This is a genomic window from Achromobacter sp. MUI-25009338, from assembly GCF_057359325.1.
Map to the genome: position 1 here is coordinate 4,593,344 of NZ_CM170627.1, position 15,158 is coordinate 4,608,501.

The following is a 15,158-nucleotide window of genomic DNA, read 5'->3' on the forward strand; positions in this document are numbered from 1 at the left end:
ATGGAATTTCTCGCCACCATTAAGGATCAACTGCCGGATTGGGCCAAGGACATCCGCCTGAATCTGGACGCCGTGATCGCCCGTTCGACCCTGGCGCCCGAAGACGCCGTCGGCGCCGCCCTGTCGGCCGCCTTCGCCGCGCGCAGCCCGGCGCTGGTCGAAGCCTTCAAGAGCGGCCTGTCGGAAACCGACGCCAACGCCGCGCTGACCGCTTCGTCCCTGATGGGCATGAACAACACCTGGTATCCCTACGTGGAAATGACCGGCGACGCCCAGTTGAAGAGCCTGCCCGCGCAGCTGCGCATGAACGCCTACGCCACCCACGGCGGCGTCGAGAAAAAGCGCTTCGAGCTGTTCGCGCTGGCCGCCTCCATCATCGGCAAGTGCCATTTCTGCGTGGCTTCGCACTACGAGAACCTGAAGAACGACGGCCTGTCGGTCGAACAGATGCGCGACGTCGGCCGCATCGCCGCAGTCGTCAACGCCGCCGCCCTGGCGCTGGCGGCCCAAGGCAAGGCCTAAGGCCCGCGGGCGGCTCCCCCGCCGCCCGGTACTCCCTGCGCAGCCTGGCCCCCTCCGGGGTCAGGCTCGCGCCAGCAGCGCGACGACCGTCGCCGCGATCCCTTCCTTCCTGCCCAGATAGCCCAGGCCTTCGTTGGTCTTGGCCTTGATGTTGACTTCGGTTTCCGCCAGCCCGGTGTCGGCGGCGATGTTCTTCACCATGGCCGGCGCATGCGGGCCGATCTTGGGCGCCTGCGCGTGCAGCGTGGCGTCGATGTTGACCGGCGTCCAGCCTGCCTTGCGCACCCGCGCCATCGCCTCGCGCAGCAGCACGCGGCTGTCGGCGCCCTTGAAGGCCGGGTCGGTGTCGGGAAAGTGGCGGCCGATGTCGCCCAGGCCGGCCGCGCCCAGCAGCGCGTCGGTGATGGCGTGCAGCAGCACGTCGGCATCGGAATGGCCCAGCAGGCCGTGCGTGTGGGGAATCGTGACGCCGCCGATGATCAGCGGACGGCCCTCGACCAGGGCGTGCACGTCAAAGCCCTGCCCGACGCGAAAGGGAATGCTCATAGCCATTTTTCCATCAGTTCGAAATCATCCGGCCAGGTCACCTTGAAGTTGCGCAAGGCGCCCGGCACGAGCAGCGGCGCATAGCCGGCCGCCTCGATCGCGGAGGCCTCGTCGGTGACGGCGGCGCCGCTTACCGAGGCCGCCGTCAGCGCATCGCGCAGCACGCCGGCGCGGAACATCTGCGGGGTCTGCGCCAGCCACAGGCCGTTGCGGTCCAGCGTGCGCTCCACGCGCGCGTCGCCGGACTTGACCGTGTCCGCCACCGGCAGCGCCAGCAGCCCGCCCACCGGATCGGCCAGGCAGGCGTCGATGAGCCGGGCCAGCGCGGCCGCCGGCAGCCCGGGGCGCGCGGCGTCATGCACCAGCACCCAGGTGTCGTCGGCGACGCCGCTGTCGGCCAGCGCGCCGGCCACGGTGTCGGCGCGCGTCGCGCCGCCGCAGGCCCGCCACACGGTGCGGGGCAGCCCGGCCAGCGCCGCGTCCACCCAGCCGTCGCCCGGCGTCACGGCCACGCGCACCTGGGAAATGCGGTCGTCGGCCAGCAGCGCGGACACCGCGTGGCGCAGCATGGGCTGGCCGGACAAGGGGCGATATTGCTTGGGCACGGCTTCGTGTCCGGGCCGGCTGGCGCGGGCGCCGACGCCGGCGGCAGGCACGATTGCGATGATGGAGGCAGACATGGTGCGGTGATTTTATAATCTTCCGCTTGATGCCTGCTGCCAGCCTGATGCCCTCCCCCACTCTCGTCGCCCCCGTCCCCGCCACGGCTCCCACCCTGTCCGCGCTCAAGCCCGGCGCGCGCTACGCGCAACCGCGCCCGCCCGGTTCCGGCGACGCCTGGCTGCTGGCCGACCTGGCGCGCCAGGCCGCGGCGCCGCTGGTCATCCTGACCGCCGAGCCGGTCGAGGCCCAGCGCCTGGCCGAAGAGATCCAGCTGTTCGCGCCCGAACTGCGCGTGCGCCAGCTGCCCGACTGGGAAACCCTGCCCTACGACGCGTTCTCGCCGCACCAGGACCTGATCTCGGAACGCCTGCACACGCTGCACGCGCTGATGACCAAATCGGTGGACGTGCTGACGGTGCCGATCACCACCGCGCTGTACCGGCTGGCGCCGCCCGCGTTCCTGGCGGCCTACACCTTTTCCTTCAGGCAGAAGGACAAACTCAACGAAGCCGCGCTGCGCGCGCAGCTGACGCTGGCCAACTACAACCACGTCACGCAGGTGACGGCGCCCGGCGAATTCTGCCTGCGCGGCGGCCTGATCGACCTGTTCCCCATGGGATCGGCGGTGCCCTACCGCCTGGACCTGTTCGACGACGAAATCGAGACCATCCGCAGCTTCGACGTGGACACGCAGCGCAGCCTGTACCCGGTGCGCGAGGTGCAGCTGCTGCCGGGACGCGAATTCCCGATGGACGACGAGGCGCGCACGCGTTTTCGCGCGCGCTTTCGCGAAGTGTTCGAGGGCGATCCCTCGCGCGCGCTGCCGTACAAGGACATCGGCAACGGCATTCCGTTCGCCGGCGTCGAGTACTACCTGCCGCTGTTCTTCGAGGACACGGCCACGCTGTTCGACTACCTGACCGAAGGCACCGTCACGGTCACCGTCGGCGATATCGACGACGCCATCCAGCGCTTCAACCAGGACACCGCCAGCCGCTACGGCTTTCTGAAAAGCGACCGCGAACGCCCGGTGCTGCCGCCTTCGGCGCTGTTCCTGGACAACGAGGCGCTTTACGCCGGCCTGAAGGCCTTCCGCCGGCTGGCGCTCAGCTCCGGCCAGCCGCATCCGGATTTCCGCGCCGCCCCCGACGTCAGCGTGGCGCGGCGCTCGGACGACCCCATCGCCAAGCTGCGCGCGCTGGTGGCGGGCAGCCAGACGCGCGTGCTGCTGTGCGCGGACTCCGCCGGCCGGCGCGAGACGCTGGTGCAGATGCTGAACGAATTCGGCCTCACCCCGGACGCGCAGCCCGACGCCATCGAGGCCTTCCTGGCCTCGGACGCGCATTTCGGCATCGTCGCCGCGCCGCTGTCCACGGGCTTCCAGCTGCCCCAGGCCAACCTGGCCTTCCTGACCGAGAACGACCTCTACCCGGGCCTGGCGGCCACGGGCCGGCGCGGCAAGCGCGACCAGGAGCGCGCCAGCAACGTCGAGGCGATGGTGCGCGACCTGTCCGAACTGCGCGAGGGCGACCCGGTGGTCCACGCGCAGCACGGCATCGGCCGCTACCACGGCCTGGTCAACATGGACATGGGCGAAGGCGGGATGGAGTTCCTCCACCTCGAATACGCCAGCGGCAGCACGCTGTACGTGCCGGTCTCGCAGCTGCACGTGATCGCGCGCTACAGCGGCGCCGACCCCGAGGCCGCGCCGCTGCACCAGCTGGGCTCGGGCCAATGGGACAAGGCGCGCCGCAAGGCCGCCAAGCAGGTGCGCGACACCGCCGCCGAGCTGCTGGCGCTCTACGCCCAGCGCGCCGCGCGCGAAGGCTACGCCTTCAACCTGCCGCTCAACGACTACCAGGCCTTCGCCGAAGGCTTCGGCTTCGAGGAGACCGCCGACCAGGCCGCCGCCATCGAGGCCGTCATCGCCGACATGACCTCCGGACGCCCCATGGACCGGCTGGTGTGCGGCGACGTGGGCTTCGGCAAGACCGAGGTGGCGCTGCGCGCCGCCTTCCTGGCCGTGGCCAACGGCAAGCAGGTCGCCCTGCTCTGTCCCACCACGCTGCTGGCCGAGCAGCACGCGCAGACCTTCTCCGACCGCTTCGCCGACTGGCCGGTGCGGGTGGTCGAGCTGTCGCGCTTCCGCTCGGCCAAGGAAGTGTCGGCCGCCATCGAGGGCATCAACGACGGGCGCGTGGACATCGTCATCGGCACCCACAAGATCCTGTCCAAGGACGTGAAGTTCAAGCGCCTGGGCCTGGTCATCATCGACGAGGAGCACCGTTTCGGCGTGCGCCAGAAAGAGGCGCTGAAGGCGCTGCGCGCCGAGGTCGACGTGCTGACCCTGACGGCCACGCCGATTCCGCGCACCCTGGGCATGTCGCTGGAAGGCATACGCGATTTCTCGGTCATCGCCACCGCGCCGCAGAAACGCCTGGCCATCAAGACCTTCGTGCGCCGCGAGGACGGCAGCACGCTGCGCGAGGCGCTGCTGCGCGAGCTCAAGCGCGGCGGCCAGTGCTATTTCCTGCACAACGAGGTCGAGACCATCCACAACCGCCGCGCCCGCCTCGAAGAACTGGTGCCCGAGGCCCGCATCGCCGTGGCCCACGGCCAGATGCCCGAGCGCGAGCTGGAACAGGTGATGAAGGGCTTCTACCAGCAGCGCTACAACGTGCTGCTGTGCACCACCATCATCGAGACCGGCATCGACGTGCCCAGCGCCAACACCATCGTGATCCACCGGGCCGACCGCTTCGGCCTGGCCCAGCTGCACCAGCTGCGCGGACGGGTCGGGCGCTCGCACCACCAGGCCTACGCCTATCTGCTGACGCCCGGCGAAGACGCCATCACCAGCAACGCCAAGAAGCGGCTGGAAGCGATCCAGGCGATGGAGGAACTGGGCTCGGGCTTCTACCTGGCCATGCACGACCTCGAAATCCGCGGCACCGGCGAGGTGCTGGGCGACTCGCAGTCGGGCAATATCCAGGAGGTGGGCTTCTCCATGTACAACGAGATGCTCAACGAGGCCGTGCGCGCGCTGCGCGCCGGCGAAGAACCCGACCTGGAAGCGCCCTTCAACCTGGCCTGCGAGGTCAACCTGCACGCGCCGGCGCTGCTGCCCTCGGACTATTGCGCCGACGTGCACGCGCGCCTGGGCATCTACAAGCGCCTGGCGCACGCCGCGGGCGAGGACGACCTGATCCACATCCAGGAAGAGCTGATCGACCGCTTCGGCAAGCTGCCCGAAGCCGCGCAGACCCTGCTGGCCACGCATCGCCTGCGCCTGGCGGCGCAGCCGCTGGGCGTGGTCAAGATCGACGCCAGCGAAACCCAGGCGCTGCTGCAGTTCGGCGCCAAGACCTCGGTCGACCCGGCCAGGATCATCGAGCTGGTCCAGCGCCAGCGCCACATCAAACTGGCGGGACAGGATAAATTACGGGTCGAGATCAAGGCCGCGCAGGTGCCGGCCCGCGTCGACGCCGTGCGCGCCGTGCTGCGCGCCCTGAAGTAACCGTAGCCATCACCCGAACCCCATGACCACCCACCACCTAGTCGTCCAATCCCCCGCCCTGAGCGCCGAACACGCGGAACAGCTCGCGGCCCTGGCCCAGGCGCAGGGCATCGCGCGCATCAGCGCCACCGCCGCCCGCCTGCTCGACGTGCAGCACGACGAGTCCACCCGCGCCGAGGTCGTGGCGTGGGCCGAGGGCCGCGGCATCGACACCGCCTTCCTGCCCGCCGGGCTGAAGCTGTCGGACTGCAAGGTGCTGGCCATGGACATGGACTCCACGCTGATCAACATCGAATGCATCGACGAGATCGCGGGCGTGGTCGGCGTGAAAGACAAGGTCTCGGAAATCACCGAGGCCGCGATGCGCGGCGAGATCAAGGACTTCGCCGAAAGCCTGCGGCGCCGCGTCGCCCTGCTCGAGGGCGTGCCGGCCGAGGCGCTGGACCAGGTCTACGCGGAAAAGCTGCGCCTGAACCCCGGCGCGGAACGCCTCATCTCCACGGCCCAGGCCGCCGGCATCAAGGTGCTGCTGGTCTCGGGCGGCTTCACCTTCTTCACCGACCGCCTGCGCGAACGCCTCAAGCTCGACAGCGCGCACGCCAACACGCTGGAGATCGACAACGGCGTGCTGACCGGCAAGGTGCTGGGCGACATCCTCGACGCCGACGCCAAGGCCATGCACCTGCGCGAATTCGCGCGCCGCCATGGCGCCGCCCAGGAACAGATCATCGCCATGGGCGACGGCGCCAACGACCTGAAGATGCTGGCCGCGGCCGGTTTTCCGGTGGCCTACCACGCCAAGCCGCTGGTGCGCCAGCAGACGCGTTATGCGCTCAACGTGTCGGGGCTGGACGGGGTGTTGAGCTGGTTCGAGGGGTAATGAAATAAAGCCGGCTGATGGGTTGCGCGCGTTGCGCACCGGCGTTCTTGTCCGCCGATTGCCGCGCTACACCCATCCTACGATACCGGTTCGCGATGAACGTCGACCGAACCGATCCGCTCGAGCGCGCGAAACCCATCGGGCGGCGCCAGCCGCCGCCTTTCGCGGCAGGCGCCTCCCCTTCTCCCGTCAATACCGCACACGCAGCGACAGCAACGCCGCACGCCCGCCGCCCAGCGCCGCATAGTGCGCGGCATAGGCCTTGGTGTAATACGTCTCGTCGAAGATGTTCATCACGTTCAGCTGGGCCGACACGTTCGGGTTGAATTCATACGACGCCATCGCGTCGAAGCGCCAGTACGAGGGCACCCAGCGCGCCTTGGGCGTGCCGTCGGGGTTCTTGCTCGAATCCGAGTTGCCGTACACCTTGTCCACGTAGTAGGCGCCGCCGCCCACCGTCAGCTTGGGCAGCACCTTGTAGGTGGTCCACAGGCTGAAGGCGTTGCGCGGGGTGTTGGGCAGGTCCTGGCCCACGGCGCCGCTGTTGAAGGCGCCCTTGGTCATTTCGCTGTCCATGAATGTGTAGCCGCCGAACACGTTCCAGCGCGGCGTGATGCTGCCGGAGAAGCCCAGTTCGATGCCGCGCACCTTGGCCTCGCCGATCTGCTCGGTCTCGGTGGCCGACACGGCCACGCTGGTGTTCTTGCGGATGTCCTGGAAGGCGGCCGCCGACAGCGTCAGGCGGTCGTCGAACACGTCCCACTTGGTGCCCAGTTCCACCGTGCGGCTCTTTTCGGGCTCCAGCGACTCGCTCACGGCCGACGCGGCGTCGCTGATGGCGCCGGCGGCGATGGCCGACGGCGTCGAGGAGGTGCCGTAGGTGGCGTAGATCGTGCCGTTGGGCAGGGGCTTGTAGGCCAGGCCGATCTGGTAGTTGAAGAGGTTGTCCTCGCGGCTGGTGCTGTAGAACGCGGGCGTGCCGGCCGGGTCGTTGCGGCCGCGGGCGATGTTGCTGCCGCTGGTGCGGTAGTTGTCCCAGCGCAGCCCCAGGCTGGCCTGCCACTGCTCGTTGAACTTGATGGTGTCGAAGCCGTAGAGCGCGATGGTGTCGGTGTTGTAGCGGGCCGGATTGTTGTTGCGGGTCAGGCGGCCCGTGTAATCGGTGTGCGGGTCCGGGTCCCACAGCGAGGCGCACACCACCGACAGGCCGGTGCAGGTCGCGCTGGTCGGCACGCCCGACTGGGTGTAGCCGTCTTTGTCCTGCTTGATGTTGCTGTATTCGAAGCCGAGGTCGAAGCTGTGCTTGAGGCTGCCGGTCTCGAATTCGCCGGTCAGGTCGGTCTGGCTGGCGAAGGTCTTGGTGACGTAATAGCCCGACTTGAGCGCGCGGTACACCAGGCCGTTGGGCACGTTGCCCTTGCTGTCGTCCGGGTTGGTGGCGGCGAAGTCGGTGGTGCCGCGGCCGTAGCGCAGCACGCTGCGCAGTTGCAGCTTGTCGGAGAAATCGTGCTGGAAGTCGGCCGTGGCGACGTCGTCGCGCGTCTTCATGAAGTCGCGGCCGGTCAGGCCGTAGAAGCTCTTGCGGCTCACGCCCATGGTCTCCGTCACCGGCTGGCCCGTCTTCGGGTCATACGGGATGGAGTAATCCGGCATGCTGTCGTCTTGATAGTGGTAGTAGCTCAGCGTGATGCGGGTCGGCGTGCCCACGCCCAGCGTCAGCGACGGGGCCACGCCCCAGCGCTCGAAGTCCACCGCGTCGTCGCGTCCCGGCACGTCGCCCTTGTTGCCCATCACGTTCAGGCGGAAGGCGGCTTTTTCGTCCAGGCGCCAGTTGCTGTCGATGGTGGCGCGGTAGTTGTTGTCCGTGCCGAGCTGGATCGTGCCTTCGGTGAAGTCGGTGGCCCGCGGGGTCTTGCTGACCATGTTGATGCTGCCGCCGGCGCCGCCGCGGCCGGAGTACACCGAGTCCGGGCCCTTGATGATTTCCACTTCTTCCAGGTTGAAGGTGTCGCGCACCTGCGTGCTGGAGTCGCGGATGCCGTCCAGGAAGATGCTGCCGGCCGAGTTCTGGCCGCGGATGATGGGCAGGTCGCCGCCCGGACGGCCGCCTTCGCCGGCGCCGAAGGTGATGCCCGGCGAGTTGCGCAGCACGTCCTGGAGGGTCGACGCCGACTGGTCCTGGATCACCTGCTTGGGCACGACCTGCACGGTGCGCGGGGTGTCCAGCAGCGGCGCGGTCATCTTCGGCGACGACACGGTCGTGGTCTGGTACGACGAGCCCTCTCCTTCCACGCGCACCGGCGCAAGCTGCGTCACGCCGTCGGCGGACTGGGCGGCGGCGTGGGGGCTGACGAACAGCGCGGGAACGGCGATGGCGGCGGCCAGCGAGGTGGCGAGCGTATTCAGCGAATACGAGTCTTGGGGCTTCAAACCAGCTTCTCCAGTGTGAATAGCAACGATTCTTGTTTTTTAAACGTTTGCGATTCTGAACCCACTGGCTGAATGGAACCTGAACATTTCCACCAAACGGTCATGAAAGATGAAAATACAACACCTTTTGCCGTCCCAAGGCCTTCCAGAGCCTCCAGGATCGGCTCAGGGCGCGCCGCGGCCGGTGGTTGGCACCTATCCATGTCCGCATAAAAAAACGCCCCAAAGGGGCGTTTTTCAGAAAACGGATCCGGGCTTCAGGTGCGCAGGCGCGGATGCCGCTTGAACAGATACCGGTAGACGAAACCCGGATAACCCAGCACCAGGTACAGGCTGAGCGTGATGGCGTAGAACTCCCAGGTCTGCGAGAACCGGTTGCCCAGCGCGGATTCGAACGCGAAGCCCAGCGCGCCGACGACGAGGTAGAACACCAGCACCTCGATCAGGCGGACCCAGAGCGGCTTGACCGCCGCCGCCCCGCCCCGCTTCCAGGGCATGACGGCGAACACCCGCTCGGTCAGGAACGGCAGGTTGGCGCTGACCAGGGCCAGCGCGATCAACAGCCATACCGCCAGGGTCTGGTTCATGCCCGGCCGCCCTCTTACATGTTCAGCGAGCTGCGGATGGCCTGCACGCACAGCGCCATCAGGCCGCCTGGCAGCACGCCCAGCACCAGGATCAGCGCGCCGTTGACCGACAGCACGCCGCGCTGGCCGCAGGTGGCGGCGATGGGCGCGGCGTCGGCCGCCGGCTCGTCGAAGTACACCACCTTGACCACGCGCAGGTAGTAGAACGCGCCGATCAGCGAGAACAGCACCGCGATCACGGCCAGCGTGACGTGGCCGGCGCTGATCAGCGCCTGCAGCACGGCCAGCTTGGCGTAGAAGCCCACCAGCGGCGGGATGCCGGCCAGCGAGAACATCAGCAGCAGCACGATGGCGGCGTGCCACGGGCTGCGGCGGTTCAGGCCCTTCAGGTCGTCGATCTGCTCGCACTCGAAACCCTGGCGCGACAGCAGCAGGATGATGCCGAAGCTGGCCAGCGTGGTCAGCACGTAGGTCAGCATGTAGAAGAGCGAGGCGCCGTAGGCGGCCGAAGCCAGGTCCGGCTTGCCGGCGACCGAACCCGACATCAGGCCCAGCAGCACGAAGCCCATGTGCGAGATGGTCGAATAGGCCAGCATGCGCTTGAAGTTGGTCTGCGCGATGGCGGTCAGGTTGCCGATGGCCAGCGACAGCACCGCCAGGATCATCAGCATGGGCTGCCAGTCGGCGGCCAGGCCGTGCAGGCCATCGACCAGCAGGCGCAGCGTGATGGCGAAGGCGGCCAGCTTGGGCGCGGCGCCCAGGATCAGCGTGACGGCGGTCGGCGAACCCTGGTAGACGTCAGGCACCCACATGTGGAACGGCACGGCGCCGAGCTTGAACGCCAGGCCCGAAACCAGGAACACGATGCCGAACACCAGCGCCAGGTTCTCGGCCTTGCCGGCGGCGATGACCTTGGCCACTTCGGCCAGGTCCAGGTGGCCGGTGGCGCCGTAGACCATGGACATGCCGTAGAGCAGGAAGCCCGAGGCCAGCGCGCCCAGCACGAAGTACTTCATGGCGGCTTCGGTGGCCGTGACGTTGTCGCGGCGCAGGGCGATCAGCGCGTACAGCGCCAGCGACATCAGCTCCAGGCCCAGGTAGATGGAGATCAGGTTCCCGGAGGAGATCATGACCATCTGGCCCAGCAGCGCGAACAGCGTCAGCACGTAGAGCTCGCCGCCGCGCATCATGTCGCGCACCTGCGCGTACAGGCGGCCATACACCAGGGTCACGGCGACCGCGATGTAGGACGCGATCTTCAGCAGGTGCGACAGCTCGTCGGTGACGTACAGGCCGTTGAAGGTCGACCCGGTCACGCCGTTGCTCCATTGCAGCGCCGACACGACGGTCAGCACTCCCAAGGCCAGCATGGTCAGCAGGAACGTCGGCTTGCGCTCGGGGTGATTGCTGACCGCGTCGATGAGCAGGATAGCCAGGCCGAAAACCAGCAAGAGGATTTCCGGTGTCGCCAGGGCGAAATCGATTTGGGATTGCATCATTGTCTTGTCTTACAGTTTCGAGACGGCAACGTGTTGCAGCAGGGCCTCCACCGAAACGTGCATCACGTCGGTGAAGGGCTTGGGATAGATCCCCATGTACAACACGGCGATCGCCATCACGCCAAGAATCACGAACTCGCGGCGGTTGATATCGGTCAGCTCGCGCACATGGTCGTTGGCGACGTCGCCCAGGACCACGCGCTTGACCATCCACAGCGAATACGAGGCGCCCAGGATCAGGGCGGTCGCCGCCAGCAGGCCGATCCAGAAGTTGTGCTCGACCGCGCCCATGATGACCATGAATTCGCCGACGAAACCGCTGGTGGCGGGCAGGCCGCTGTTGGCCATCGAGAACAGGATGAAGAACGTGGCGAAGCGCGGCATCACGTTGACCACGCCGCCGTAGTCGGCGATCTGGCGCGAGTGCATGCGGTCGTAGAGCACGCCGATGCACATGAACATGGCGCCCGACACGAAACCGTGGGAGATCATCTGCACGATGGCGCCTTCGACGCCGGCCGTGTTGAAGATGAAGAAGCCCAGCGTCACGAAGCCCATGTGGGCGACCGACGAATAGGCCACCAGCTTCTTCATGTCGTCCTGCACGATGGCGACCAGGCCGATGTAGATCACGGCGATCAGCGACAGCGTGATCATCAGGCCGGCCAGGCTGTGCGAGGCGTCAGGGGCGATCGGCAGCGAGAAGCGCAGGAAACCGTAGGCGCCCAGCTTCAGCATGATCGCGGCCAGCACGATGGAGCCGCCCGTGGGCGCCTCGACGTGGGCGTCCGGCAGCCAGGTGTGGACCGGCCACATCGGCACCTTGACGGCGAAGGCCGCCAGCAGCGCCACGAAGATCAGGATCTGCGGGGTGTAGCCCAGCTTGGTCTGCTGCCAGGTCAGGATGTCGAACGAGCCGCCCGAGGCGTTCCACAGGTAGATGAACGCGATCAGGGTCAGCAGCGAGCCCATCAGCGTGTACAGGAAGAACTTGAACGCCGCGTACACGCGGTTCGGGCCGCCCCAGACGCCGATGATGATGTACATCGGGATCAGCGTGGCTTCGAAGAACACGTAGAACAGCATGCCGTCGACCGCCGCGAACACGCCCACCATCAGACCCGACAGGATCAGGAAGGCGGCCATGTACTGGGCGACGCGGCTGGTGATGACTTCCCAGCCGGCCAGCACCACGATGATGGTGATGAAGGCGGTCAGGAGCACGAACCACATCGAGATGCCGTCGATGCCCAGGTGGTAGTTGACGTTGAAGGCCTCGATCCAGGAGGTCTTCTCCACGAACTGCATGGCGGCCGTGGAGGAGTCGAACCCGGTGTAGAGCGGAATCGTGACCAGGAAACCCGCGATCGAGCCGATCAGCGACAGGCCGCGCGTCAGGCCGGGGCGGTCGTCACGGCCAACCGCCAGCACCAGCAGGCCGAATACGATCGGAACAAAGATCGCAAGCGTGAGCCAGGGAAAAGTGTTGGATGCCATCTCGCTTGCCATCATTGGGGAATCAGCACAAAGAAAGTCACCAGCGCCATGATGCCGATGATCATCGCGAACGCGTAGTGATAGATGAAGCCGGACTGCAGGTGGCGGCTGATCGCTGCCACCCAGCCCACCACACGGGCGCTGCCGTTGATCAGCAGGCCGTCGATGATGCCGCGGTCGCCGGTCTGCCACAGGCCACGGCCCAGGCAGCGCGCGCCGCGGGCGATGATCTGTTCATTGATCCAGTCGACGTAGTACTTGTTTTCGAGCAGCTTGTTGATGCCCGACAGGCTGGACTGGATCTTGGCCGGAACCTTGGGATTGATCAGGTAGCAGTACCAGGCGATGACCGCGCCGGCCACGACCAGCCAGAACGGAACCGTCTGGAAGGCGTGCAGGCCGAAGGCCACCCAGCCGTGCCATTCTTCATGCAGCTCGTGCATGGCGGGATGCTGCGGCAGGACCTTGATGACGCCGTCGAAGAACTTGCCGAACAGCATCGGGTCGACCACCCAGGCGCCGATCAGCACCGACGGGATCGCCAGCAGCACCAGCGGCAGCGTGACCACCCAGGGCGACTCATGCGGCTTGCCGCCGTGGTGGCCGTGGTCGTCGTGGCCGTGCGCATCGTGGCCGTGGCCGTGGTCGGAGGTGTCGAAGCGTTCCTTGCCGTGGAAGACCAGGAAGTACACGCGGAACGAGTACAGCGAAGTCACGAACACGCCGATCAGCGTGGCGTAGTAGGCGAAGTTCGCGCCCCACACGTTGGCGGCGCCGGCCGCCTCGATGATGTGTTCCTTCGAGTAGAAGCCCGAGAAGAACGGGGTGCCGACCAGGGCCAGCGTGCCCAGCAGGAAGGTGATCCAGGTGATGGGCATGTACTTGCGCAGGCCGCCCATGTTGCGGATGTCCTGGTCGTGGTGCATGCCGATGATGACCGAGCCCGCGCCCAGGAACAGCAGCGCCTTGAAGAAGGCGTGGGTCATCAGGTGGAAGATCGCCACCGAGTAGGCCGAGGCGCCCAGCGCGACGGTCATGTAGCCCAGCTGCGACAGCGTGGAGTAGGCCACCACGCGCTTGATGTCGTTCTGGATGATGCCCAGGATGCCCAGGAACAGCGCGCCGATGGCGCCGATCACGATGATGAAGGACAGCGCGGTGTCGGACAGCTCGAACAGCGGCGAGAAGCGCGCGACCATGAAGATGCCGGCCGTCACCATGGTGGCGGCGTGGATCAGCGCGGAGATCGGGGTCGGGCCTTCCATCGAGTCGGGCAGCCAGGCGTGCAGCGGAACCTGAGCCGATTTACCCATGGCGCCGATGAACAGGCAGATGCAGGCCACGGTCAGCAGCATCCAGTCGGAACCGGGCAGCGTCAGGGCGGCCAGCTTGTCGGCCTGGGCGAACACTTCGGCGTACTGCATGGTGCCGGCGTAGGCGAACAGCAGGCCGATGCCCAGCACGAAGCCGAAGTCGCCGACGCGGTTGATCAGGAACGCCTTCATGTTGGCGAAGATCGCCGTCGGGCGCGTGTACCAGAAGCCGATCAGCAGGTAGGACACCAGGCCCACCGCCTCCCAGCCGAAGAACAGCTGCACCATGTTGTTCGACATCACCAGCATCAGCATGGAGAACGTGAACAGCGAGATGTACGAGAAGAAGCGCTGGTAGCCGGGATCGTCGGCCATGTAGCCGATGGTGTAGATGTGCACCATCAGCGACACGGAGGTGACCACGACCATCATCATGGCCGACAGCGGATCGATCAGGAAGCCGATTTCCAGCTTGGTCTGGCCGATCAGGCTCCAGGTGTAGACCGCGCCGTCGAAGCGCAGGCCGTTGAGCACGTCGTTCAGCACCACCACCGAACCGATGGTGGAGACGAGCACGCCCAGGATGGTGATCACGTGCGAAGCGCGGCGGCCGATGGGACGGCCCAGGAAGCCGGTGCCGAAGAGGCCCGCGAGAATCGCTCCGGCCAGCGGGGCCAGCGCGATGAGCAAGTAGAGATTGGGTGAGCTAGACATTTTCTTCCAATACCCCGTCAGCCCTTCAGGCGATCGAGTTCGTCAACGTTGATCGTGTTCAGGTTGCGGAACAGCAGCACCAGGATGGCCAGGCCGATCGCCGCTTCGGCGGCGGCCACGGTCAGGATGAAGAACACGAACACCTGGCCGGCGGTGTCGCCGAACCAGCTGGAGAACGCCACGAAGTTCATGTTGACGGCCAGCAGCACGAGCTCGATGGACATCAGCAGGATGATCAGGTTGCGGCGGTTCAGGAAGATGCCGAAGATCCCGATGGCGAACAGCACCGCCCCCAGGATCAGGTAATGGGCCAGCGTCAGCGTCATTTTTGTTCTCCTTGGGGCGCGGCGGCGGACGAGGCACCGATCTGCGACTGGGCGCGTTCGCTCTGGGGCTGCATGCTCACCAGGCGGAAACGGTCCTTGGCGCGCACGCGCACGGCGGCGACGGGGTCGTTGTACTTGACGTCGCGGCGGCGGCGCAGGGTCAGCGCGATGGCGGCGACCATGCCGACCAGCAGCAGCGCGGCGCCGACTTCAACGGCGTAGATGTACTGGGTGTACATGGCCTCGCCCAGCGCGCGGGCGTTGTTGTAGTCGCCGGCGACCGGGGCCTGCGGGCCCGCGCCGTACCAGGTCGAGCCCAGCACGAAGGACATCTCGAGCACCAGCACCAGGCCGATCACCAGCCCCAGGGGCAGGTAGGTCTTCATGCCCTGGCGCAGCGCATCCATGCGGATGTCCAGCATCATCACGACGAAGAGGAAGAGCACCATCACGGCGCCCACGTACACCAGCACCAGCAGCAGCGCGAGGAACTCGGCGCCGAGCAGCATCCACAGCATGGCCGCGTTGGCGAACGCCAGGATCAGGTGCAGGACGGCGGTGACCGGGCTGCGCGCGGTGATCACGCGGAAGGCCGCGATCACCAGCACGGCGGCCAGTATGTAAAACAGGACAGTGGTAAAAGTCATGGATCAGACCCTGGGCT

General features: G+C 66.9%; 12 protein-coding genes. 3 read left to right on the top strand and 9 right to left on the bottom strand.

Annotated features, from left to right (window positions below; all coding sequences use genetic code 11):
* Nucleotides 1-522 (top strand): carboxymuconolactone decarboxylase family protein, encoded by a 522-nt coding sequence (locus AC1IQ6_RS21710; RefSeq protein ID WP_102774358.1) that lies wholly within the window; start codon nt 1-3, stop codon nt 520-522.
* Nucleotides 523-582: 60 nt separating this feature from the next.
* Here AC1IQ6_RS21710 and ispF read toward each other — a convergent pair whose 3' ends face one another.
* Entirely contained in the window at nt 583-1,068 is a 486-nt protein-coding gene (ispF, locus tag AC1IQ6_RS21715; RefSeq protein ID WP_102774357.1) for a 2-C-methyl-D-erythritol 2,4-cyclodiphosphate synthase, read from the bottom strand.
* Nucleotides 1,065-1,748, bottom strand: a complete 684-nt coding sequence (gene ispD, locus AC1IQ6_RS21720; protein WP_102774356.1) for a 2-C-methyl-D-erythritol 4-phosphate cytidylyltransferase — start codon at nt 1,746-1,748, stop codon at nt 1,065-1,067. Before ispD ends, ispF begins: the two co-directional genes overlap by 4 nt.
* A gap of 29 nt (nt 1,749-1,777) precedes the next feature.
* Here ispD and mfd point away from each other — a divergent pair, with 29 nt between their 5' ends.
* Nucleotides 1,778-5,248 carry a transcription-repair coupling factor gene (gene mfd, locus AC1IQ6_RS21725; RefSeq protein WP_485865281.1) on the top strand — a complete coding sequence of 1,157 codons (3,471 nt, stop codon included), beginning with the start codon at nt 1,778-1,780 and terminating at the stop codon, nt 5,246-5,248.
* 22 nt (nt 5,249-5,270) lie between these two features.
* Nucleotides 5,271-6,128 carry a phosphoserine phosphatase SerB gene (gene serB, locus AC1IQ6_RS21730; RefSeq protein ID WP_111826558.1) on the top strand — a complete coding sequence of 286 codons (858 nt, stop codon included), beginning with the start codon at nt 5,271-5,273 and terminating at the stop codon, nt 6,126-6,128.
* A 189-nt stretch (nt 6,129-6,317) separates the two neighbouring features.
* Here serB and AC1IQ6_RS21735 read toward each other — a convergent pair whose 3' ends face one another.
* The 7 genes from AC1IQ6_RS21735 to AC1IQ6_RS21765 all read right to left on the bottom strand — a co-directional run bounded on the left by AC1IQ6_RS21735 (nt 6,318) and on the right by AC1IQ6_RS21765 (nt 15,141).
* Nucleotides 6,318-8,558, bottom strand: a complete 2,241-nt coding sequence (locus tag AC1IQ6_RS21735; RefSeq protein WP_485865282.1) for a TonB-dependent receptor — start codon at nt 8,556-8,558, stop codon at nt 6,318-6,320.
* Nucleotides 8,559-8,815: 257 nt separating this feature from the next.
* Complete coding sequence (locus tag AC1IQ6_RS21740; RefSeq protein WP_102774353.1) at nt 8,816-9,145, bottom strand: DUF2818 family protein; 330 nt, start codon at nt 9,143-9,145, stop codon at nt 8,816-8,818.
* Between the two features lie 14 nt (nt 9,146-9,159).
* The gene (gene nuoN / locus AC1IQ6_RS21745) at nt 9,160-10,644 is read right to left on the bottom strand and encodes an NADH-quinone oxidoreductase subunit NuoN (RefSeq protein WP_102774352.1); all 1,485 of its coding nucleotides are present in this window, start codon (nt 10,642-10,644) and stop codon (nt 9,160-9,162) included.
* 9 nt (nt 10,645-10,653) lie between these two features.
* Nucleotides 10,654-12,156 (bottom strand): NADH-quinone oxidoreductase subunit M, encoded by a 1,503-nt coding sequence (locus AC1IQ6_RS21750; RefSeq protein WP_102774351.1) that lies wholly within the window; start codon nt 12,154-12,156, stop codon nt 10,654-10,656.
* Nucleotides 12,153-14,168, bottom strand: coding sequence for an NADH-quinone oxidoreductase subunit L (gene nuoL / locus AC1IQ6_RS21755; protein WP_485865283.1), 2,016 nt, complete (start codon nt 14,166-14,168; stop codon nt 12,153-12,155). Before nuoL ends, AC1IQ6_RS21750 begins: the two co-directional genes overlap by 4 nt.
* Nucleotides 14,169-14,185: 17 nt before the next feature.
* The gene (gene nuoK, locus AC1IQ6_RS21760) at nt 14,186-14,494 is read right to left on the bottom strand and encodes an NADH-quinone oxidoreductase subunit NuoK (protein ID WP_050448548.1); all 309 of its coding nucleotides are present in this window, start codon (nt 14,492-14,494) and stop codon (nt 14,186-14,188) included.
* Nucleotides 14,491-15,141: an NADH-quinone oxidoreductase subunit J gene (locus AC1IQ6_RS21765; protein WP_102774349.1), complete on the bottom strand. Its 651-nt coding sequence runs from the start codon at nt 15,139-15,141 to the stop codon at nt 14,491-14,493. The genes nuoK and AC1IQ6_RS21765 overlap by 4 nt, the downstream gene beginning before the upstream one ends.
* Nucleotides 15,142-15,158: the final 17 nt, after the last annotated feature.

Coding starts and splice junctions, on each gene's coding strand:
- AC1IQ6_RS21740 (WP_102774353.1), bottom strand. CDS start 9,145: ATGAACCAGACCCTGGCGGTATGGCTGTTGATCGCGCTGGCCCTGGTC.
- AC1IQ6_RS21765 (WP_102774349.1), bottom strand. CDS start 15,141: ATGACTTTTACCACTGTCCTGTTTTACATACTGGCCGCCGTGCTGGTG.
- nuoK (WP_050448548.1), bottom strand. CDS start 14,494: ATGACGCTGACGCTGGCCCATTACCTGATCCTGGGGGCGGTGCTGTTC.
- mfd (WP_485865281.1), top strand. CDS start 1,778: ATGCCTGCTGCCAGCCTGATGCCCTCCCCCACTCTCGTCGCCCCCGTC.
- AC1IQ6_RS21750 (WP_102774351.1), bottom strand. CDS start 12,156: ATGATGGCAAGCGAGATGGCATCCAACACTTTTCCCTGGCTCACGCTT.
- serB (WP_111826558.1), top strand. CDS start 5,271: ATGACCACCCACCACCTAGTCGTCCAATCCCCCGCCCTGAGCGCCGAA.
- ispF (WP_102774357.1), bottom strand. CDS start 1,068: ATGAGCATTCCCTTTCGCGTCGGGCAGGGCTTTGACGTGCACGCCCTG.
- ispD (WP_102774356.1), bottom strand. CDS start 1,748: ATGTCTGCCTCCATCATCGCAATCGTGCCTGCCGCCGGCGTCGGCGCC.
- AC1IQ6_RS21710 (WP_102774358.1), top strand. CDS start 1: ATGGAATTTCTCGCCACCATTAAGGATCAACTGCCGGATTGGGCCAAG.
- nuoN (WP_102774352.1), bottom strand. CDS start 10,644: ATGATGCAATCCCAAATCGATTTCGCCCTGGCGACACCGGAAATCCTC.
- nuoL (WP_485865283.1), bottom strand. CDS start 14,168: ATGTCTAGCTCACCCAATCTCTACTTGCTCATCGCGCTGGCCCCGCTG.